This is a genomic window from Lactobacillus sp. HBUAS51381, assembly GCF_012641095.1.
In the GTDB taxonomy this organism is placed as follows: Bacteria; Bacillota; Bacilli; order Lactobacillales; family Lactobacillaceae; genus Levilactobacillus.
Genome location: NZ_JAAVSC010000012.1, coordinates 1 through 21,747, shown reverse-complemented (window position 1 = coordinate 21,747; position 21,747 = coordinate 1). Strand labels below are relative to the sequence as shown.

18 protein-coding genes are annotated in these 21,747 nt (G+C 51.3%); 14 read left to right on the top strand and 4 right to left on the bottom strand.

Annotated features, from left to right (window positions below; translation table 11 throughout):
- Positions 1-95: 95 nt before the first annotated feature.
- The 4 genes from HEQ50_RS05745 to HEQ50_RS05730 all read left to right on the top strand — a co-directional run bounded on the left by HEQ50_RS05745 (position 96) and on the right by HEQ50_RS05730 (position 5,911).
- Positions 96-839, top strand: a complete 744-nt coding sequence (locus HEQ50_RS05745; protein ID WP_168899573.1) for a carboxylesterase — start codon at positions 96-98, stop codon at positions 837-839.
- Between the two features lie 19 nt (positions 840-858).
- Positions 859-3,261 carry a ribonuclease R gene (rnr, locus tag HEQ50_RS05740; protein ID WP_168899572.1) on the top strand — a complete coding sequence of 801 codons (2,403 nt, stop codon included), beginning with the start codon at positions 859-861 and terminating at the stop codon, positions 3,259-3,261.
- A gap of 15 nt (positions 3,262-3,276) precedes the next feature.
- Positions 3,277-3,750: an SsrA-binding protein SmpB gene (gene smpB, locus HEQ50_RS05735; protein WP_168899571.1), complete on the top strand. Its 474-nt coding sequence runs from the start codon at positions 3,277-3,279 to the stop codon at positions 3,748-3,750.
- 373 nt (positions 3,751-4,123) lie between these two features.
- Positions 4,124-5,911 carry a DUF5776 domain-containing protein gene (locus tag HEQ50_RS05730; RefSeq protein ID WP_168899570.1) on the top strand — a complete coding sequence of 596 codons (1,788 nt, stop codon included), beginning with the start codon at positions 4,124-4,126 and terminating at the stop codon, positions 5,909-5,911.
- Between the two features lie 109 nt (positions 5,912-6,020).
- On the opposite strand, the gene HEQ50_RS05725 is transcribed toward HEQ50_RS05730, so the two are convergent.
- On the bottom strand, positions 6,021-6,602 hold the full coding sequence (locus tag HEQ50_RS05725) for an LURP-one-related/scramblase family protein (RefSeq protein WP_168899569.1): 582 nt from the start codon (positions 6,600-6,602) through the stop codon (positions 6,021-6,023).
- Between the two features lie 123 nt (positions 6,603-6,725).
- Here HEQ50_RS05725 and HEQ50_RS05720 point away from each other — a divergent pair, with 123 nt between their 5' ends.
- From HEQ50_RS05720 to HEQ50_RS05705, 4 genes are all read left to right on the top strand, one after another.
- On the top strand, positions 6,726-7,448 hold the full coding sequence (locus HEQ50_RS05720) for a uracil-DNA glycosylase (protein ID WP_168899568.1): 723 nt from the start codon (positions 6,726-6,728) through the stop codon (positions 7,446-7,448).
- Positions 7,449-7,491: 43 nt separating this feature from the next.
- Positions 7,492-8,469, top strand: a complete 978-nt coding sequence (pta, locus tag HEQ50_RS05715; protein WP_168899567.1) for a phosphate acetyltransferase — start codon at positions 7,492-7,494, stop codon at positions 8,467-8,469.
- A gap of 145 nt (positions 8,470-8,614) precedes the next feature.
- Positions 8,615-9,094 (top strand): tRNA (adenosine(37)-N6)-threonylcarbamoyltransferase complex ATPase subunit type 1 TsaE, encoded by a 480-nt coding sequence (tsaE, locus tag HEQ50_RS05710; RefSeq protein ID WP_168899566.1) that lies wholly within the window; start codon positions 8,615-8,617, stop codon positions 9,092-9,094.
- Positions 9,087-9,596: an N-acetyltransferase gene (locus HEQ50_RS05705; protein WP_168899565.1), complete on the top strand. Its 510-nt coding sequence runs from the start codon at positions 9,087-9,089 to the stop codon at positions 9,594-9,596. Before tsaE ends, HEQ50_RS05705 begins: the two co-directional genes overlap by 8 nt.
- 668 nt (positions 9,597-10,264) lie before the next feature.
- On the opposite strand, the gene HEQ50_RS05700 is transcribed toward HEQ50_RS05705, so the two are convergent.
- Positions 10,265-10,801: a 3'-5' exonuclease gene (locus tag HEQ50_RS05700; RefSeq protein ID WP_168899564.1), complete on the bottom strand. Its 537-nt coding sequence runs from the start codon at positions 10,799-10,801 to the stop codon at positions 10,265-10,267.
- 26 nt (positions 10,802-10,827) lie between these two features.
- Entirely contained in the window at positions 10,828-11,589 is a 762-nt protein-coding gene (locus tag HEQ50_RS05695; protein ID WP_168899563.1) for an exodeoxyribonuclease III, read from the bottom strand.
- Positions 11,590-11,924: 335 nt separating this feature from the next.
- On the opposite strand from HEQ50_RS05695, the gene murB reads away from it, so the two are divergent.
- Positions 11,925-12,836: a UDP-N-acetylmuramate dehydrogenase gene (murB, locus tag HEQ50_RS05690; protein ID WP_334427167.1), complete on the top strand. Its 912-nt coding sequence runs from the start codon at positions 11,925-11,927 to the stop codon at positions 12,834-12,836.
- A gap of 21 nt (positions 12,837-12,857) precedes the next feature.
- Positions 12,858-14,996, top strand: a complete 2,139-nt coding sequence (locus tag HEQ50_RS05685) for a sodium:proton antiporter (protein ID WP_168899561.1) — start codon at positions 12,858-12,860, stop codon at positions 14,994-14,996.
- A gap of 375 nt (positions 14,997-15,371) precedes the next feature.
- Here HEQ50_RS05685 and HEQ50_RS05680 read toward each other — a convergent pair whose 3' ends face one another.
- The gene (locus HEQ50_RS05680; RefSeq protein ID WP_168899560.1) at positions 15,372-16,037 is read right to left on the bottom strand and encodes a DUF1361 domain-containing protein; all 666 of its coding nucleotides are present in this window, start codon (positions 16,035-16,037) and stop codon (positions 15,372-15,374) included.
- Between the two features lie 245 nt (positions 16,038-16,282).
- Here HEQ50_RS05680 and cdaA point away from each other — a divergent pair, with 245 nt between their 5' ends.
- The 4 genes from cdaA (at position 16,283) to glmS (ending at position 21,602) form a co-directional block, all read left to right on the top strand.
- A complete protein-coding gene (cdaA, locus tag HEQ50_RS05675) occupies positions 16,283-17,131 on the top strand; it encodes a diadenylate cyclase CdaA (protein ID WP_168899559.1) in 849 nt (282 codons plus the stop codon).
- Positions 17,131-18,099, top strand: coding sequence for a YbbR-like domain-containing protein (locus HEQ50_RS05670; protein WP_168899558.1), 969 nt, complete (start codon positions 17,131-17,133; stop codon positions 18,097-18,099). The genes cdaA and HEQ50_RS05670 overlap by 1 nt, the downstream gene beginning before the upstream one ends.
- Positions 18,100-18,131: 32 nt before the next feature.
- Entirely contained in the window at positions 18,132-19,487 is a 1,356-nt protein-coding gene (gene glmM, locus HEQ50_RS05665) for a phosphoglucosamine mutase (RefSeq protein ID WP_168899557.1), read from the top strand.
- Between the two features lie 291 nt (positions 19,488-19,778).
- Positions 19,779-21,602 carry a glutamine--fructose-6-phosphate transaminase (isomerizing) gene (glmS, locus tag HEQ50_RS05660; RefSeq protein WP_168899556.1) on the top strand — a complete coding sequence of 608 codons (1,824 nt, stop codon included), beginning with the start codon at positions 19,779-19,781 and terminating at the stop codon, positions 21,600-21,602.
- Positions 21,603-21,747 lie beyond the last annotated feature (145 nt).

Here is a 21,747-nt window from a genome sequence, read left to right as displayed (position 1 = left end):
TGGGTTGAGAACCAGCCCGAGACTTTTCTCAAATCGTGTGTCCGCACGAAGTTCACGAAGACTATCTCAGCAATAGCGGAAAGTGGTGGTTTTACATGATTCGAAAACCAACCCAGCTCTTCTTTGAGCAGGGGCCTCACGCAGTTGTTCTGCTGCACGCCTATTCGGGTAGTTCTAACGATATGCGCTTACTGGCTCGCCGGCTGGAAAGCGAAAATTACACGGTGTTAGCCCCAATCTTCACGGGGCATGCGACGGGTGATCCCGCGGATATTTTACGGGACGGTTCGCCGCGGAAATGGTGGCAAGATACGCGTGATGCCATTGCCGCGTTACGGCGCAGAGGGTATCAACAGATTGCCATCTTTGGTTTGTCCCTAGGTGGGTTGTTCGCGACGCGGGCGTTGCAGACGGACCCGCAACTCGTGGGTGGTGGAACGATTGCGTCACCCGTGGTCTTTCGCGGGCAGACGCACGTTCCGGAAGCCTTTATTCAGATGGCGCGCGCAGCCTATCAGCAACAGCAATTAGATGCGCCCGACATTGCCAATCGAATGGCCTGGATTCAGGAACATTTGCCCGCTCAGTTGGCGGCCATTCAAGCGTTTACGGATACGACGGCGACCCATCTCGATCAGGTGAAACAACCGGTCTTCATTGCCCAAGGGGATGCGGATCAGATGATTGATCCCCGGTCGGGTGAATGGTTGGCCGCGGCCTATCCGCGTCAACAAACGGATTTTCATGAGTACGCTGGTGCTGGCCATGTGTTGACGGTCAACGCAGCGCACCACGCCTTAGAGGCGGATATATTGACGTATTTACACACAATCTTTTAAAAATAACGAGGAATCGATAGTGCAAGATAATTTAAAGAGTGATTTAACAGCGTTCTTCCGGGCACACTCGGACCAGAACTACACAGTAGAAGATATTTCAGATGCACTGCACTACCACGGCTCAGCCGCATTCAAGCTGATCGTGCAGGAGTTAGCGCAACTGGAACGGGACGGCTTAGTTCAAGTGACTGAACACGGCCATTTTCAGCTCGATCCAAGCCAACGGACATTGACCGGGATTTTTCACGGCAATGACAAGGGCTTTGGGTTCGTGGCTTACGACGAGAATAAGGTTGAACCGGATGCCTACATTGCACCCAACAATACGTTGCGGGCGTTGAATGGTGATACGGTTAAGATTGAAATCGTTCGAGCCGGCGATCCCCGGAGCGGTAAGGGTCCCGAAGGTAAAGTCACGGAAATTGTGGAACATCACTACGAACAAGTCGTGGGTGAGTTCATGCAGACGGATGATGACGCCGGTTACCTGGGCCAAGTTCGTTTGACCGACAAGAAGGTCATGAAGTACAAGTTCTACGTGACCAATGTTGGCTTGAACCCAACGCCGGGTGAAGTGGTTACGGCCGAAATTACGGAGTACCCCAATGATGCGCATCCGGATGCCATGGTCGGGATTGCTAAGCAGGTCATCGGTAGCGTGGATGACCCCGGCATTGATATTTTACAGATCGTGTACCAACACAACATTCCATCCGAATTTCCGGAAGAGGTCATGCAGGCCGCCGATGAGATTCCAGATCACGTGCTCCCTGAAGAAATGAAGGGCCGCGAAGACATTACGGATCAAGACTTGGTCACCATTGATGGCGAATCGTCCAAAGACTTGGATGATGCCGTTACGGTTTGGAAATTGGACAATGGGAACTACCATTTAGGGGTCCACATTGCCGATGTTTCCCACTACGTTCAGGAAGATTCGATTTTGGACAAGGAAGCCTACAAGCGGGGAACCAGTGTGTACCTGACTGACCGGGTTATTCCAATGCTGCCTCGGCGGTTGTCCAACGGTATTTGCTCGCTAAACGAGGGCGAATTGCGGTTGTGCATGAGCTGTGACATGGAAATCGATCCCGATGGCCACGTGGTTAAGCACCGGATTCACCCATCCGTCATGCGGTCTAAGGCGCGGATGACGTATACGGCGGTTAACCAGATTCTGGAAGCTCACGATCCCGTGACGATGGATCGTTACAAGGCGCTCGTACCGATGTTTGAACAAATGGGTGAACTGCACAAGATCTTGGTTAAGCAACGGAAGCGTCGCGGAGCCATTGATTTTGACGACCGTGAAGCAGAGATCATCGTGGATGACAAGGGTCACGCCATCGATGTTAAGTTGCGGACGCGGGGCATGGCTGAACGGATGATCGAATCCTTCATGCTGGCCGCCAACGAAACGGTTGCGGAACACTACTTCCGGGCCAAGGCACCGTTCCTTTACCGGGTTCATGAAACGCCAGATGGCGATCGTGTACGGAGTTTCTTCGAATTCTTGACGGCCTTTGGGATCAACGTTAAGGGTGATCCCAATCACTTGCGGCCTAAGATGTTGCAAGGCATCTTAAAGCAAGTTGCTGGAAAGCCAGAAGAAGCCATGGTTTCCGTCATGATGTTACGGAGCCTGAAGCAAGCGCGGTATGCCGATCAATCCTTGGGTCACTTTGGATTGGGCGCCGAGTTCTACACTCACTTCACGTCGCCAATTCGGCGGTACCCCGATACGATGGTGCACCGGATGATTCACTACTACGAAGATCACGGAATCAACGACGCCAGCAAGGAAAAGTTTGCTCCCATCTTGGAAGAGATTGGGGTGCACACGTCCGAAGCTGAACGGCGGGCGATTGACGCTGAACGTGATACCAACGATATGAAGATGGCTGAATACATGGCCGATCACGTTGGGGAAGAATTCGATGCCGTGGTTAGCTCCGTTATGAAGTTTGGGATGTTCGTTGAACTCCCGAACACGATTGAAGGGTTAATCCACATCAGTCGCATGCAGGATGACTACTATGAATACGTCGAAAAGTATCTGGCCTTAGTGGGGCGGAATACGCGACGGACGTACAAGATTGGCCAGAAAATTCGGGTCAAGGTCATCCACGTTGACAAGGAACAAAGCGAAATTGATTTCGAGTTGTTGCACCCTGAAGATGCCCCAGTGAGTGATCTCTTGCCAAAGAGAGAACACCGTTCACGCGGTGGCCGCAACGGGAACTTCCACGGTCGGAACAACAATAGCAACCATAATGGTAATAATGGTAACCAGCACGGCGGTAGCCGGAACGGCAATCACCGCAATGGGAACCAACGGTCGACCAACCAACACGGTAATGGCAATCACCATAGTTCGAATAATGGGGGCCAACACCGTAATTCACAAGGTGGCCGACACTAAGCGAGGTGACAGCACTTGGCTAAGAAAAAGTCTAAGAAGACGCCGGATAACGTGCTCGCGCAAAACCGTAAAGCCCGTCATGATTACTTTGTGACGGAAACGGTCGAGGCGGGGCTCGTGCTGACCGGTACCGAGATTAAATCGATTCGGGAACGGCGGATTAACTTGCAGGATGGGTTTGCGCAAGTTCGGAATAATGAAGCGTGGTTGATGAATGTTCATATCAATGAGTATGTTCAGGGAAACCGATTTAATCACGATCCGTTACGAAACCGTAAACTCCTACTGCACAAGAAACAGATTCATCGACTCGGATTGGCAGCGCAGGATAAGGGGACGACTCTGATTCCCCTCAAGGTTTACCTTAAGCATGGATTTGCGAAGGTGCTCATTGGCGTTGCCCACGGGAAACGGGAATTTGATAAACGAGAAACCATTAAGCGACGTGAACAGGACCGGCAGATTGCCCGGGTCATGAAGCGTTACTAGATTAGAGAAGCCACTGGAACGGATAGTCGTTCTGGTGGCTTTTTTAGGTGGTTCATCAACTAATGTTGCTGGGGAGAATTTCAGAGGATCATTTCGCTTACGAATTGGTTCTTTTCTTCGCCATATATAGCTCGTAGTATAAATGGGTTATAGAACCTGATAGTCAAGCTGAATTGCCTGCAAGCCGCAACAGACGTAAACTTTACGAACTAATTGTGCCATGAAAATAGTGAATTTACGTGTGAAACAAAAAGTAAGAAAAGTAACATAAATGCTGTTATTTTTTAATAACATGTGTTATCTTTTAAATACAGAAATATTTGTAATTGGTGAAAATTGACTAGGGAAATCTACACTGAGGGGGCAGATGAAGATGAATAAAAAAGTAAGCGTTTTTTTAGCTGGCACCGTGTTAGCCGCGGGCGTTGGAATTTGGGGGCTTGAGGCAGGAACGGTTGCAACACCCGCTTATGCCGAGACGACGAATGCGGCGACTGTCGGCAATCGTGAGACGAATTTGGCTTCAGGTACGTATGGTACGGTCAACTGGTATTTAACGGCCAATGGGGAATTACACTTGGGTGCCGGGGCGTTGGGCGAAGACACTAGCTTACCCGCGCAGGTTGGTCGATTGGCGGCGCAGATTGCCAAGGCCCAGGGTGTGACGGACCCCACAAAGGCGCAGGTTCAGACTGCCGCCGATCAGGTGACGAAGGTGGTTCTCGATGGCCCTGTGGTTGCGCCGGTGGATGCCAGCAGCTTGTTCAGTCAATTACGCAACGTGACGACGTATGAACACCTTGATCGATTGGATACCAGCCACACGACCGTGATGAACAACATGTTTCACGTGATTGATTTGGACAGTAAGACAACGACGATTGATGTTTCGCATTTTGATACGAGCCAGGTTACCTCGATGCAATACATGTTTTATGGTCAGTCGGCGGTGAAACAACTAGACGTTACCGGCTTCAATATGGATCGCGTCACCGATACCATGGATATGTTCTACAGAACGACCAGTCTTGAGCAAGTTGACTTTGCTCAAGGCACGTTCCACAACCTCAGCAGTGTGATGTATATGTTTGGTTTTAGTGGTGCTCAAGTCATTAAATTGCCAAAGTTCGCACCGTCAGCTGATTTTTCTGGCTTTTATATGTTTGCTGGGACGAAGATCATTACTGAATTGACGTTGGGTCCCGCGACGACCTTTAAGAGCGGGACATCGCCTAACTTGAATACACCGCTTCAGGATATGCCCGACGTTTACACGGGTCTTTGGCAAGCGGTCGGTAAGGGAACCGTGGGGAATCCGTTGGGCGATGAGTACGCGACGGGCAATGCGATTACGACGCTCTATACGGGAGATGCCAAACCCACGACCGTTGAAACGTACGTCTGGCAACCTGTGAATCGGGTGATTGAACCGACGACACCGCCAACGACGCCTAATGAGCTCGCCCAACCGGTGACAGTCCAGTACCGCGATAACCAGGGCAAGCAGTTGGCCGATGATGTCACGTTGACGGGGGACCTCGGAACACACTACCAGGCAGAGCCGTTGACATTTAACGGCTACAAATTGACTAAGACGGATGGCGAGGCCACGGGGACCTTTACCACGCAGCCTCAGACCGTGACGTTCCACTATGCGCCGAGTCTGGTCACCGGTGGGGATGGGGATGCGATTGCACCAATTTCCAGCGTGGTCTATGCCACACGAAAGATTGGGCTGTATCGCACCAAGAATTTCTCCAACCAATCACGGGTTCACTGGTATAAAAAAGTTAAGCGCGCCGAACGGCCGATGTTTGTCGTAACCGGAACGGCGACCTCTAAGCGCGGCAATCTTCGCTATAAGGTTCGTGACGTCAATCATCACTCTAAGACGGCCGGAAAGACCGGTTATATCACCGCTAAGAAGAGCTACGTGACGTCCGTGTACTACGCCACTAAGCAGCCACGAATTAAGGTAATCAATGCGCAGGGGATTAACGCGTACCGGCAAAAATCGTTGAAGACGGCGCAACGGCACTATCGCAAGGGACAGACGCTTAGGGTTAAGAAGATTGTCCAGTATAACAAAACGACCCGTTTTCAGTTAACCAATGGCCAGTACGTGACGGCCAATAAGAAATTAGTGATCGCAGAGAAGTAAGACGAACAGTACCCATAGATCAACGAAACGGACCTGAAGTCACAACCTCAGGTCCGTTTCCTTTTGTTTAAATTTAGGGGAACTGGTCAGCTGACTAACCGGTTCGCGGTCACTCTTTTAGCCCATCGCGTTGGGCCTTGGTGCGGTCGACAATGGGGGTGATGCCACCGGAGGGAAGTGTCCCGGGAGCCCAAGTTGGCCGAACGGGGAGCGCGGATCCCTGAGACTTTTTACCCCAGCGGTCCAGAATCGAGGCTAGGCAAATCACGAGCGCCTCGTGATCGGGTTGATCGACGGTTAACGCAATGGTCCCACCGCCGGACTGGCTGACCCGGTCGATGCTGGCAATGCTGTCACGACCGTGGGTGATGCTAAAGTGGCCACTCGAGATATTGCCCATGATCACCCAGTTAAGGCCACGAACGAAAAGAACTTCGCGGATAACCCCTAGGGTCTTGCTGACGTGGCCCACAATTTGCCGGTGGTAAAGCAGGCGGAACTTGGGAAGTAACCCCAACGTTTCTTGCTTAACCTCGGCTTCCAGCGCCCCGTCAATGGTGTAGACGGAGAGCACATCGGCGCGTAGCCCCCATTTGCCCACGAGGAGGTAGCGTGAGTCGTTGTCGGCATCACGAATAACTGTGGTGGCTTTGGCCGATAGCGCGGCCTGATTCAGATACAGCGTACGCATGGAAACCCTCCCTTAAAAATAGCGATGACTTCATTAATCTCATTCTACCATGTTTTCCGGTTCACGTTCGACAATATCATTTGCGGCGTTGTTATGATAGAATAAAAGCGTGAGGTGTTGGGAATGAAACCGTTTATTCATAATGATTGGTGGCCAGTGTTGGAACCCGAATTTGAGCAGCCGTACTATCAACAATTGCGGCAGTTTTTAGTCTCGGAGTATCAGCACTATCAGATTTTTCCGGATATGTACCATATTTTCACGGCCTTTGAGTGGACCCCGTTCAGTCAGGTCAAGGTGGTTATCCTGGGGCAAGACCCGTACCACAATCCTGGGCAGGCCCATGGCTGTAGTTTCTCGGTTCTGCCGGGTACCCCGCTACCGCCGTCATTACAGAATATTTATAAGGAGCTGCAAGACGACCTGGGCATCAAGCCGGTCAGTCATGGCTATCTGGAGAAGTGGGCCAAACAAGGCGTGCTGCTCTTGAACTCCGTGTTGACGGTGCGGTATGGCAAGGCTTTTTCTCATCAGGGTCACGGCTGGGAACGCCTGACCGATGCGGCTATTTCGAAGTTGTCTGAGCGACCAGAGCCCGTCGTCTTCATCCTTTGGGGTGGGGCGGCCCGCTCAAAGATTAAGTTGATCGATACCAAGACCAACATCGTCTTACAGTCGCCGCACCCCAGCCCGCTGTCGGCGTACCGGGGATTCTTCGGCTCCAAACCGTTTTCCAAGACCAACATCGCATTAACATCATTGGGTGAGACGCCCATCGATTGGCAGTTGCCGGAACACGCGACGGTTGACGATGGGCCCAACACCACAACCAACCAACAAGCATAGGCACAGAATTGATTCGTGGGATATTTTATGGAGGTCATCATCTATGGAACTTTTTGATAGTCTTAAACAAAAGATCAACGGACAAAACAAAACCATTGTATTTCCGGAAGGCGCTGACGTGCGGGTCCTAGGGGCTGCCAGTCGGTTAGCTGCCGATGGGCTGATTCATGCTGTCGTTTTGGGTCACCAAGCTGAAATTCAACAGACAGCGATTAACAATGCTATCGATTTGGAGCCGTTAACCATTTTAGATCCGACGGCGATTCCAGCCGACCAACATCAAGCGATGTTAGACGCCTTAGTTGAACGGCGGAAGGGGAAGAACACGCCGGAACAAGCCGCTAAAATGTTGGAAGATCCCAACTATATTGGGACAATGATGGTGTACATGGGGCAAGCCGATGGGATGGTCTCAGGGGCCATTCATGCGACCGGCGATACCGTGCGCCCAGCCTTACAGATTATTAAGACCAAGCCTGGCGTTCGGCGTATTAGCGGGGCGTTTATCATGCAAAAGGGCGAACAACGGTACGTCTTTGCCGACTGCGCCATCAACATCGAACTGGACGCTGCCGGAATGGCGGAAGTTGCCGTTGAGAGTGCCCACACTGCCGAGGTCTTTGACATCGATCCTAAGGTTGCCCTGCTGAGCTTCTCAACCAAGGGGTCCGCTAAGGGGGACATGGTGACGAAGGTTCAGGAAGCTACTAAGATTGCCCACGAGACGGCACCGGATTTAGCCGTGGATGGCGAATTACAATTCGATGCGTCCTTTGTCCCAAGTGTCGCGGCACAGAAAGCGCCAGATTCTAAGGTTGCTGGTCATGCCAACGTCTTTGTCTTCCCAGAACTCCAATCCGGGAATATTGGCTACAAGATTGCGCAACGCTTTGGTGGCTTTGAAGCCATCGGGCCTATCCTGCAAGGCTTGAACAAGCCCGTTTCCGACCTCTCACGGGGCTGTGATGAGGAAGATGTTTACAAGGTGGCCATTATCACGGCGGCCCAATCATTAGATTAAGGCCGTGCTTTAACAAATAATATTAAACAAAAGAACGATTAAGTACCCGGATTGCTATTTTTCAGCAGTCCGGGTATTATTTGTAATGGCGAGTTTGTACGACGAATTAGAATCAATATAATTTCAGCGTAAAAGGGGAAGAGAAATGATGTATGAAGTAACGGTCACAAGTCCGGAAGCCACAATGGCACTTGGGCAACGACTGGCCCCGACCCTTCAGCCGCGAGATGTTATTTTACTTGATGGCGATCTGGGAGCGGGCAAGACGACATTTACCAAGGGATTAGCGTTGGGATTGGGCATCACCCGTAACGTGAAGAGCCCAACCTTTACGATTATCCGGGAATATCAGGGGGGACGACTGCCCCTATACCACATGGATGTGTACCGTCTAGAAGAAGGCGGCGGGGATGAGCTCGGCCTCGATGAGTATTTCAATGGGGATGGCGTTAACGTGGTGGAATGGTCCAAGTTTATTGCTGATGAGCTTCCTGAGCACTATTTGCGGATCGTATTTAAACGGGACGATGCCGCAGGCGAGAATCAGCGAACGTTACGGTTTGACCCCCACGGCGCCCATTTTGAAGCGTTAGTTCAGCAACTGGAGGACGGCTCGCATGAGTGATGAAGTAGCCATTCGCTTACCGAATGCGGCTGATGCCAAGGCCTTACTGGCATTGTTGGAGCGTTTACAAAAAGAGAGTGACACGTTTAGTCTAGCCGATGCTGATGATCCCATCAGTGCGGCGCAGGAAGCCGATCAGTTGGAACAGATTAAGGCAAGTCCCAAGCACCTGTTATTGGTGGCCAGTCTGGGTCAGCGCTTACTGGGAGTGCTCTCGATTTCGCCAACTCGGCAGGGAAATGTCGGCGAGTTGGGGATTGCCGTCGAGAAGAAATACTGGCACTTAGGCATCGGCACCGCACTTGTCGATGAGGCCCTGTATTGGGCGGACACGGCCAGTCAGTTACAAGCGGTAGGCTTGATCGTCCAGACCCGCAACGTCCCCGCTGTGAAGCTCTATCAGAAGATGGGGTTCGTCCGGACGTCCACGCCGCCAGAAACCGTGATTGACGATGATGGCGAACACGTAAAGGCGATAGAAATGGTGTACCGACTGGCTTAATTGGTCAATTAAAAACGCGTTACTGTTCGGGCAATGCCCTGAACAGTAACGCGTTTTAAGGTCGTGACTGAAGGTTGAAAGCTCACGAACACGCTCCAGTCCCCAGCTGGTAAGGCCTATCGCCATTAAATTAGTCATCAACGACCACCTACAGCTGCCAGAGATTCCGGCGCTGTGGGGACCGCCTGCGGCCTGAGAAGCGGTCCTCCGGCTCAGTTTGAAGCCTTACCAAAATTGTCAGTTTCCAAACACGTCCCGCGCTGTAAGCTGCTGCACAGCTAACACCGCTGTCACGACTACGGCCATCGGTCCTGCCCGCCTCCGGTTACGATAGTTGAAAACCATTAAATCTGCGGTGACATCGCTGGAATGGCAACGTTCATCCAGTTTAATTGTGTACATCACGTGTAGCCGTGAGCGAGTCAAATTTGGTCTCAGCCGTGGGAGTTTCCAAGTGATTTTGCTTGGAAACTGGCGACTTTGAGACGTGATTTTCGGCTCAAAGCGAGGGAAAAGACAGGGGGTTGGCTTTTCCCGGTCCTTTCCACCGCGTTCCAGACCAAATTTGGCGAACGGTAAGGCGGCCAGTACGCGACGATCATATTATAATAGCTGGAATCCTCGTCACACCAAGGATTCCAGCTGTTTCTATATTTCAAATCTTCAGGTTAAGCATTAATCGTGACAAAATTCTTCAAGGGTTGGGTTCCAAAGTGGTTGGCCTCGTACAACAAAATGTTGGCGCAGGCTAGGCTATCATCGAGCGCGTTATGGTGATGGTTTAGGTCAATCCCAAGCTCGTCACACACGGTATTGAGCTTGTGGTTCGGAAATTCCGGAAAGAACTTGCGGCTCGTCTTGACCGTATCAAGGGTCAGGTAGCGGGCGGTCGGCAGGTTGTAGTGTTCTAGCGTGCTCCGCAAGACCCCGTTGTCAAAGGGGGCATTGTGAGCGATGACGAGGCGATCGCGCTGAAAGAAGGGGGCCACGTGCTCCCAAACTTCTGGAAAGGCCGGTGCATTGGCCACATCACGTTCATGGATGCCATGAATCTGAACATTGCGCCAGAAGAATTCAGTGTCGGGTTTGATCAGTGAGTAAAATTCATCCACGACCTGATTGTTACGCACGATGGTCAGGGCCAATGAACAGGCACTGTACCGCTTACCACTGGCCGTTTCGAAGTCCATAGCGACAAAATTCAAAAGTGCATCTTCCCTTCAAAATTGGTTTAGACAGTCACGTCAATGTCGAGTTCGACCGGACAGTGGTCGGACCCCATGACTTGGTCTAGTATTTTAGCGTCTTTGAGCTGTGGTTGCAAGCGTTGACTGGTGATGAAGTAGTCGATCCGCCAACCGGCATTGTTGTCGCGGGCGTGGAAACGGTAGCTCCACCAAGAATAGCGTTCGGTCGCGTCCGGGTTGAAATAACGGAACGTATCGGTATAGCCAGCGGCCAGTAGCGCCGTAAACTTTGCCCGTTCGTCATCGGTGAAGCCGGCATTCTTATGGTTGGTCTTGGGGTTCTTCAAGTCAATCTCAGTATGGGCGACGTTGAGGTCACCACAGAAGATGACGGGCTTCTTCGCGTTAAGGCCTTGTATAAAGTCGAGAAAAGCGGCTTCCCAGCCCATGCGGAAGTCCAGCCGTTTCAATCCACTTCCCGAATTCGGGGTATAACACGTTAGGATGTAGAAATCGGGGTATTCGAGGGTAATCGTGCGTCCCTCGTGATCAAAGTCAGGGGCATTGATCCCATAGATCACGTTGAGGGGCTTGTGTTTGGTGAAGAGGGCCGTGCCGGAATAGCCCTTGCGTTCAGCATAGTTCCAGTATTGGTAGTAGCCGGGGAGATCCAGGTCGATCTGGCCTTCCTGAAGTTTGGTTTCCTGAACGCCAAAGAAGTCGGCATCCAGTTCCTTAAAGGTCTCGACAAATCCTTTTTTCACGATGGCCCGTAAGCCATTGACATTCCACGAAATAAATTTCATGACGCACCTCCAACTGTTACCTCTCAGTATACCAGAAGTTTTACGCGAGGGGGTGGTCGTTCACCTATGGCAAGGAAGCCCGCTAAATCTGGCTTTTGCGTGCTGAAATTAGCCATGAATGGGACCGACTGATTGGCCTGTAGAAGGGAAAATCCTGGTGAAACTGGTCGAAATTGGCCTAGCACCGGGCAGATTTCAAAATTTAATCCCGAATTCATGCGCGTGGCGTGCGGTCGCGGGGGGTTCCATGGTAAAATAATGCTATGACTGTTGTTCGTTGAAGGTCAGTGATGCCCGAAACGAACGCTAACTTTTTGAGAAACGAAGGGAATTTAATTATGATGGAAGAGATTACAGCAGCATTTCCAGCAATCGAAATTTTGCGAAATGAACCCTTGGCGCATTATACCCATACGCTGACCGGGGGGCCGGCCGATTATCTGGCCTTTCCCACCAACGTTCAGGAGACAAAATCGCTCTTAGCCTATGCGAACCAAGCAAAGCTGCCCGTTACGGTTGTTGGCAATGCCAGTAATTTAATCGTTCGCGATGGTGGTATTCGGGGACTGGTGATGATTCTGACAAAGATGAATACCATCACGACCGATGGCCACACGGTGACAGCCGAGGCGGGCGCCGCCATGATTAAGACCACTCAGGTGGCTCAGTCGTTTGCGTTGAGCGGCGTTGAATTCGCTGCTGGGATTCCCGGGAGCGTCGGTGGTGCCGTCTTCATGAATGCCGGAGCTTACGGTGGCGAGATCAGCGAGGTGGTGACGTCCGCTGAGGTGCTGACGCCGACCGGTGAGATTCGGACACTGAACGCCAAAGAACTGGACTTTGGTTACCGGCACAGTTCGATTCAGGACTATCATGACATTATTCTTACAGCGACCTTTACCTTGACGCCCGGTGACGGTCAAGCCATTCAAGCTCAGATGGACGATCTGAATGCGCGTCGGGCGGCCAAACAGCCTTTAGACCTGCCGTCTTGCGGGAGTGTGTTTAAGCGCCCTGAAGGTCATTATACGGGGCAGTTGATTCAAGCGGCTGGGTTGCAGGGCTTTCAGTTAGGTGGTGCGCAGGTCTCTACCAAGCACGCCGGTTTCATTGTCAACATTGACCATGCAACGGCGACCGATTACTTAAATCTGATTCATCATATTCAGGATGTGATTTGGCAAGAAGATCAGGTTCATCTGGAAACCGAAGTCCGCATTATCGGTGAAGAACCAACACAAAACTAAAAGAGAGAGGGGGAACCCTATGTGCCTATAGTTGAAGCAGTGATTCTGTTAATTGTCCTGGTCCTTTTGTCCAATATTATCAGTCACTACCTCACGTTTATTCCCGTCAGTTTGATTCAGATTGCGCTGGGTCTCATGGTCGCGCTGGTGTGGCAATTTGAGGTGCCACTTGAGACTGATTGGTTTTTACTCCTGTTTATTGCGCCCTTGCTGTATAACGATGGTCGGCGCTTTCCGAAACGAGAGCTCTGGCGGCTACGCGGACCCATCTTTGGAAATGCCATCTGGCTGGTTTTTCTGACCACGTTACTGGGCGGTTTTCTGATTTACGAATTGATTCCGAAGATGCCGTTGACCGTGGCCTTTGCCTTGGCGGCGATCCTGTCGCCAACCGACCCGGTGGCCGTGCAGTCCATCTCTAAGCAGGTCAAATTGCCGGCGAGCCTGATGCATTTGGTGAGTGGCGAAAGCCTGATCAACGATGCCAGTGGGTTGATTGCCTTTAAGTACGCCATCGCGGCGACCGTTACCGGTGCTTTTTCGGTGGGAACGGCCGTGGGCGACTTCATTTACATCAGTATCGTCGGGTTCCTGTCCGGGCTGATCTTCATGACGGCGATTCAGCTGTTGATGGATATCCTGCGCCGGCAGGGCATTGACGATGTGATTTTTAACACGGTCTTACAGATTGCGACACCGTTTGTCATTTACCTGGTGACTGAAGAAATTACCCATGCCTCCGGGGTTATTGCCGTCGTGACGGCTGGCGTGTTGTTCCATGCGCGTGAGAGCCGTATTGTCGAGGATTCCCCAGAGTTAAAACTTGTCACTGAAAAAGTTTGGGATATTATTATTTACTCATTGAATGGGATTGTGTTCGTTATTCTGGGAATCGAGTTGCCCGTCGCAACGTCGCAGGTGATCAAGGGCGGCCAATTTAACACGGGACAGGCGCTGTTCTTTGCCTTCATGGCATGGGTGGTGTTAGTGGCCATTCGGACGTTGTGGACGTACGGATACATTCTCTTCCAGCGGCTGACGCATAATCACAGCAACGAGCGACCGAGCTTCCGAACGGCTATCTTATCCGGCCTGTCCGGTGTCCGGGGCGCCGTTACCATGGCCGGGGTGCTCTCGGTGCCGACGGTGATCGCCAGTGGTGCTAGTTTTCCGGCGCGCTCGTTGATGCTGTTCGTTGCTTCTGGGGTGATTATTATCAGTTTAGTGGCGGCGACCATCATGTTGCCGTTGATTTCGACGGATAAGCAGCCCTTGCAGACACGAGCCAGCGCCAGTGATGACATTGCCAACGACATTAATCTGGATGATGAGGACGAGGAAGAATTTCCCGAAGAGCCGATTCGTCAGATTAGTGAGGAAGAGGCACGGGCCTACATCATGCGCTTAGCGATCTCCAAGATTGAAGAGCTACGCCGACCGAACAATCAGCGAGCCGCATATGATTTGATCTTAGATTATCAGTTCATTATCCGACGCCTAGAGATGAGTTATCGGGCCGATACGGTCATGCAAAAAGTGTTGGATGATGAGATTAAGCTGCGGCAGGTTGCTATTGACGGCGAACGTGCCACCCTCAAGGAACTGCGACAGGGCGAAAAAATCACGCAGACCAGCTACGTCGGGGCTTTGCGGCGCATTGAAAATCTGGAGGGGCGTTTGACCCAAGTCTCCGGTCATACCATGCCGGGCGTGATTAATTATTGGCGGCGGTTCTTTAAACATTTGTGGCGGGATGCGGCCTACTGGTTGCATTCGGAGGATACGGATCGGCTGCATGCCGAGAATAACCTGATTGAACGGGAAACGGCGAAAGCGGCTATCAAGGCGTTATCGGAATATTTGTCACGAACGGATATTGATGAAACCCAGTTCGATAACCAGGCCGTATATCACTTAATTGTCCAGTACCGTAACCGGATTGAACGTGCCAAGGCCGCCACGGCACCGCATCGCAACGACGATTATCAGCACCAGATTAACAAGCTACGGGTGCGCGCATTGGGTGCCGAACGGACGGGAATTCAGTCGCTATTGGAGGCTGGCAACATCACCTGGACCAAGGCAACCCACTTGCGCCAATACGTGAATTATGCGGAGAATGTCTTAGTCATGTCGTTGTCGGACGAAGAGGGCGAGTAGTCCCGGCTTCCGGTCAACATGAGATATTAAGGTCAACAATAAAGGCTGCGTTTCGCCGATGCAAGTGCATGGCGGAACGCAGCCTTTGGTGTAAGCTAGTGATAATGCGAATAGGTAGGTCTTGTTAAGTAAGCGGTGGGGGGTTCGGTCAACTACCTCGCTGTTCGTCGGATTTAGTCTGACATGCCGTGACAGGGTGGGCCAAGCTAGGACCTGATTTTGGTTCTTAGTTTGAACTGGCGAATCGCTGCTCGATCCACAGACGGTCCGAAAGCGTTAGTGGTCGTCATTCGGCCGCAAGCTCCAGTCGGCTAATCTCCCCCTGCCAAGATCAAAAAAGGACGCCAACCGATAAAAGGTCGTCGTCCATGATGGTTAATCGGGTAATTCGTCATGCCCGCTATTGTGCATAATTAGGTAGAGAATCCAGTAACAGAAGAGCTGGATGAAGGTAAGCAATCCGACAAAGATCCACATGTTGCCGGTCCACATATCCATGATAGGCCGAATGAACTGTTCGGGATTAATGAAGAGATAGATGGTGTGAATCCGCAAAAAGCGGCCAATATAAAGTCCCACCGAGGTTAGGAAGGTCAACAGTAAAACGATCAGGATACGAACGGCGTGATTGCCCTTCGCCATGCGGGTGCTGATGACCTGACTGACGTAATTGAGGCTCCAAAAGCCCAATAATGTGCAGCTCATGGCACTGACAATCATGTAGGTGAAGTAGATCCACAGGTGAGGCGTGACGCGTAACAGGCCACTTAGGGCGTACGGCCGAAGCAACGATAGGTGGAACAGATCGGTCAGTAAGTAAGGGGCATTTGGATAGAACAACAACCAGAGAAGCACCAACGGCCAGAAGAGCCAGGCGCTCTGCGGCTTGTGCTTTCCCAGATGGAAGCTCAGTTCGATCGGGATGTACCCCAGAAAGGTATTTAACAACAGAAACGAGAAGGGATCCTTGGCACGGAAGTACAGAAAAATCAGCCAAGCCACAAAGAATATTCGAATTTCCCACCGGGCCCGCCGATTCATTAGCCATCACAATCCTTTCGTCAAGTCTCTGTCTTCATTTTACAGCCTTTGGGGTAAAAACGAACAGAATATGACTTCTAGTTTACCAGAATCTTTTTGAGAAAAGGCTGATTTAAGTGGAGCTTAACGTTTCTGTAAATTTTGCGGGGGTTCGGTGGGATTTGCATGGCATTCTACCGATTCGGGGCGAAATGTCAGCGACCCCGTGCTATAATTAAATCTGAATTCAATTTGGAGGGAAAGTCATGAACCTGGATTGGGGCAATCTCCTTACAATAGGGAATCTAGTCAACCTACTCGACATTTTGGTCGTCTGGTTTGTCATTTATGAATTGATCGTGATGCTACGGGGAACCAAAGCCATTCAGCTTTTCCGGGGCGTCATCTTGATTCTATTGGTGAAGTTCGTCAGTGCTTACCTGGGCCTCAACACGGTATCGTGGTTGGTCGATCAGGTCATCAACTGGGGGGTTATCGCCATCATTATCATCTTCCAGCCCGAGATTCGACGGGGGCTGGAACATCTGGGTCGCGGTTCCTTGTTTGTGCGGATTCGGCACGAAAACGAAGCGGCCAATCACATGATTGAGGGCCTGGATAAGGCGATTCAGTACATGTCCAAACGGCGGATAGGGGCGTTAATGACCATTCAACGCGATACCGGGTTGGAGGATTACATTGAAACGGGGATTGATTTGGATGCGGAATTAACGGGTGAACTGTTGATTAACATCTTTATCCCCAACACGCCACTACATGATGGTGCGGTCATTATTCGTGATAATCGCATTGCGGTGGCCGCAGCCTACCTGCCGCTGTCCGAGAGTAACCTGATTCCGAAAGAATTGGGAACACGTCACCGGGCGGCCGTGGGGATTTCGGAAGTGACGGATGCGTTGACGATCGTGATCTCTGAGGAAACCGGTGAAGTCTCAATCACCAAGAACAATGAGTTACTGCGGGGGTTAACGCAGGCGGATTATCTGAAATTCTTGCGCGATGAGTTGGTTAATGAAGAGGCCGCCGATAATGGTAACGTCTTGGTTAAGGCGTTGGATTGGTTCGATCAACGATTTAGAGGGGGGCGGCGCTAATGAAAAACGAGCGTTACACAACATGGTTGTACCGCATTCTCGCGTTAATCTTGGCCATTCTCCTGTTCTTCTATGTCAACAGTACCAAGTCGTCAACCAGCACGCAGTCGACCAGTTCGACGAACAATACGTCCCTGACGGCGACCAAGACCATGAAGGTGTCGGTCCCTTTACAACTCAACGTCAACAGCAATAAGTACTTCGTGACGGGGTACCCGCAGAAGGTCAAGGTGACCCTGCGAGGGCCGCTGGCGTTGGTCACCACGACCGCGAACACTCAGAACTTTAAGGTGTACGCCGCCCTGAGCGATCTGGGCGTGGGTAAGCACAAGGTGACCCTGCATCAAGAGGGGCTGAATCATGAGATTGAATCCAGCATTTCGCCTTCGAAGATCACGGTTGATATTGAACCACGTAAGACCGTTTCGTATCCCGTGAAAGTGCGGTACAATAGTCAAAATATTGCCGCGGGATATTCTGCAGGAAAAGCCACTTCCGATGTGACGAGTGTTAAAGCCACGGGGGCGGCCAACGAGATTTCACGTATTAAACAGGTGATTGCGCAGTTGTCGGTTCCCCAAAACACCAAGAAGACGGTGAATAGCCAAGCCGTGATCGAAGCGGTGGACGGCAGTGGGAACACGGTCAACGTGATCTTAACGCCGTCGACGACCACGGCGAACCTGCCGATCACGTCTGATGGCGAGAGCAAGAAGGTTGGTTTAGACCTGAATGCGAAGAACGGCTCGTCCGGAACGACCTATAAACTAACCAGTAACGTATCAAAGGTGACGGCCTATGGGAGTGCTTCTCAACTGAAGGCCCTCGACAATGTTGCCGTGGACGTTGACGTCAGTGACGTCAAGAACAATACCACGAAGACCGTCACCCTCGATACGAATGATAATAATGTCACCGCCTTTGACCCCTCCACCATTAAGGTGACGATCAAGGCAACCGCAAATTAACGAAAATTGTTTGAGAAATGAGGAAGATTACGATGAAGTATTTTGGAACTGATGGCGTCCGGGGCGTTGCGAACCAAGAGTTAACCCCAGAATTAGCCTTTAAGGTTGGCCGGTTTGGCGGCTACGTTTTGACGCAACACGCAGACAGTGAAAATAAGCACCCACAAGTTCTCGTGGCGCGCGACACGCGGATTTCCGGCCAATTACTGGAAAATGCGTTGGTAGCGGGACTGTTATCAGTCGGGATTGAAGTGCTCCGTCTGGGCGTCATCTCCACGCCGGCCGTGGCCTACCTGGTTCGGACACAGGGCGCTGCCGCAGGGGTCATGATTACGGCTTCCCACAATCCGGTAGAATACAATGGGATCAAGTATTTTGGGAACGACGGCTACAAGCTTTCCGACGAAATGGAAGAAGAGATTGAAGCCCTGTTGGATGCGCCGGACGATAAGCTTCCTCGGCCAGCCACGGATGGTTTAGGGACGGTCGAAGACTATTCCGAAGGCAGTCAAAAGTACATTCAGTTCTTGGAACAAACCATTGCCGATGACCTCGAAGGCCTGCATATTGCCGTAGACTCCGCTAACGGGGCCACGAGTGGATTGGTTTCTCGGCTTTACGCGGATCTGAACCTTGATTTCGATACCATTGCCACCACGCCCAACGGTCTGAACATCAATGATCAGGTCGGCTCGACCCATCCCGAACAACTGCAGAAGTTTGTTGTCGAAAAGGGGGCCCAGGTTGGGTTAGCCTTTGATGGGGACGGTGACCGGTGCATTGCCGTAGATGAGACTGGTCAAATCGTCGATGGCGATAAGATCATGTACATTTGTGGGAAGTACATGGCCGAACACGGTCGGTTGAAGAAGGATACGATTGTGACCACGGTCATGAGTAACCTGGGGATGTACAAGGCCATGGCTGCCCACGACCTCAAGTCCGTCAAGACCAAGGTCGGGGACCGTTACGTGGTGGAAGAAATGCGCAGATCCGGCTACAACCTGGGTGGCGAACAGTCCGGCCACGTTGTCTTCTTGGACTTCAACACGACCGGTGATGGCTTACTGACCAGTCTGCAACTGCTGCACATCCTGAAGGTGACGGGGAAGAAGTTATCCGAACTCGCCGCCGATGTGACGACCTACCCGCAAAAGTTGGTTAACATCAAGGTTGCGGACAAGCAAGCCGCACAAGAGAATCCAAAGGTTCAGGCCGCTATTGCGACCGTTGAAAAGGAAATGGCTGGCGATGGCCGAGTCTTGGTTCGCCCTTCAGGGACGGAACCGTTACTCCGGGTCATGGCCGAAGCTCCAACCGAGGAATCCGTTGCGGCGTATGTCGAACGAATCGCTGCGGTAGTCCGTGCCGAAGTGGGCGTCGACTAAACGCAGGCAATGCGTAAATAGACCAATTGAAAAAAATCATGAAAGAGGGCACCCGGCCACGTTGGTTGGGCGCTTTTTTCATGAAAAATTATAATAAATATGATGATAGACCAGTTCGAGATTTTTTGATTGACAACCTTTGGCAAACGCTGTAGAGTAAAGACATTCAGAAATGTTTTTCAAAACGTTTCAGTCTATACCAATTTTAAAGAAAACAGATACATTTCTATTTTAATTTAACGACCCTCTTGGCATTTGCCGGGACTGGCGTCGAGAAAAGGAAGAAAACTTATGTGTGGAATTGTTGGTGTTACTGGGAATGACAATGCCGTTAAAATCTTACTAAACGGACTCGAAAAGCTCGAATACCGGGGCTATGATTCAGCCGGAATTTATGTGAACGATCAAAAGGGACAGGATTACCTGGTCAAGACCAAGGGCCGGATTTCCGAATTACGTTCTAAAGTGTCCGCCACTGCCGGTGTTCATGGGTCAACCGGGATCGGTCATACGCGTTGGGCGACTCATGGGGTTGTCAGCGAGGCCAATGCGCATCCTCACTTTTCCAACGATGATCGGTTCTACTTGGTTCACAATGGTGTGATCGATAACTTCCAAGAACTCAAAGCGAAGTATTTGAGCGATGTGCCATTTAGAAGCCAAACGGATACCGAAGTTGTGGTCCAGTTAATCGATAAGTTTGCGGTTGAGGAAAACTTGGATGCTAAGGCGGCCTTCTTGAAGACGTTAAGTCTCCTCAAGGGGTCTTCATATGCCTTTCTGATGATGGATCGTGAACAGCCGGATACCTTGTTCGTGGCTAAGAACAAGAGTCCACTCTTGATCGGGGTTGCCGATGGCTTCAACGTGGTCTGTTCCGATGCCTTGGCAATGTTGAAGGAGACCCACGACTTCTTGGAATTAATGGATGGTGAAGTTGTAACCATCACGCCTGACAAGGTGGCGATTCAAGATGCCCAAGGGAACCCAGTTGAACGTAAGCCATTCCACGTTGACATGAACGCGGACGAAGCTGACAAGGGAACGTATCCTTTCTACATGCTCAAGGAAGTCGACGAACAACCAAACGTGATGCGCAAGTTGGCCCAAACCTACTTGTCAGAACACGGTGTTCCTCAGATTGACCAGAAGCTATTGGATGCCATGCAGGCGGCGGATCGGTTGTACATCGTCGGTGCCGGGACCAGTTACCATGCTGGGTTAGTCGGCAAGCGACTTTTTGAAAAGCTGGCCCACATCCCAACGGAAGTGCACGTTTCTTCCGAGTTTGCCTACGAACAACCGATGCTGTCCAAGAAGCCATTCTTTATCTTCTTGACCCAGTCCGGCGAAACGGCCGATAGTCGTGAAGTGTTGGTTAACGTCAATGACGCTGGCTACCCAAGCCTGACCATCACCAACGTACAGAACTCCACGTTGTCTCGTGAAGCGACCTACACGTTGTTGCTCCACGCCGGTCCAGAAATCGCTGTGGCTTCGACCAAGGCCTACACAGCGCAAATCGCATTGGAAGCCATCTTGGCAAAGGCGTTGGGTGAAGCTACCGGTCAGATTGTGGCGCAGGACTTCAACGTTCGTCAACAATTGGGTCTGGTCGCTACGGGGATGCAAGCCATTGTTGATGAAAAGGATAAGTTGGAAAAGATTGCCAACGACTATCTGATGCAATCTAACCGGGCCTTCTACATTGGCCGTGGGATTGACCACGCGGTTTCTCTAGAAGCTGCTTTGAAGTTAAAGGAAATCTCTTACGTGCAAGCTGAAGGGTTCGCCTCTGGTGAATTGAAGCACGGAACGATTGCCTTGATCGAAAAGGATACGCCAGTGATCGGGTTCATCACTCAGGCCAAGACGGCTGGGTTGACGCGGAGTAATCTGCAAGAAACCATGGCACGGGGGGCCAAGACTTTGACCATCGTGCGTGAGGGCTTAGCCATTGACGGCGACGACCTGATCTTGCCAGACGTTGACGAAATGTTAATGCCATTACTGAGTGTGGTACCGGCCCAATTGTTGGCTTACTACACCAGCTTGAACAAGGGCTTGGACGTGGATAAGCCACGGAACTTGGCCAAGAGTGTCACGGTTGAATAAGCCTTGAACTTGAAATAATTAACGAAGTCGTCCAGTGATTGGGCGACTTTTTGTTGTGCGCCCGGCATGGGCGCTAACTAGGCGGTGAAAATCCGCTGTGGGCCGTAGTAGTCGGAACCACGAGCCGAAGGCAAAGGTGTCCATC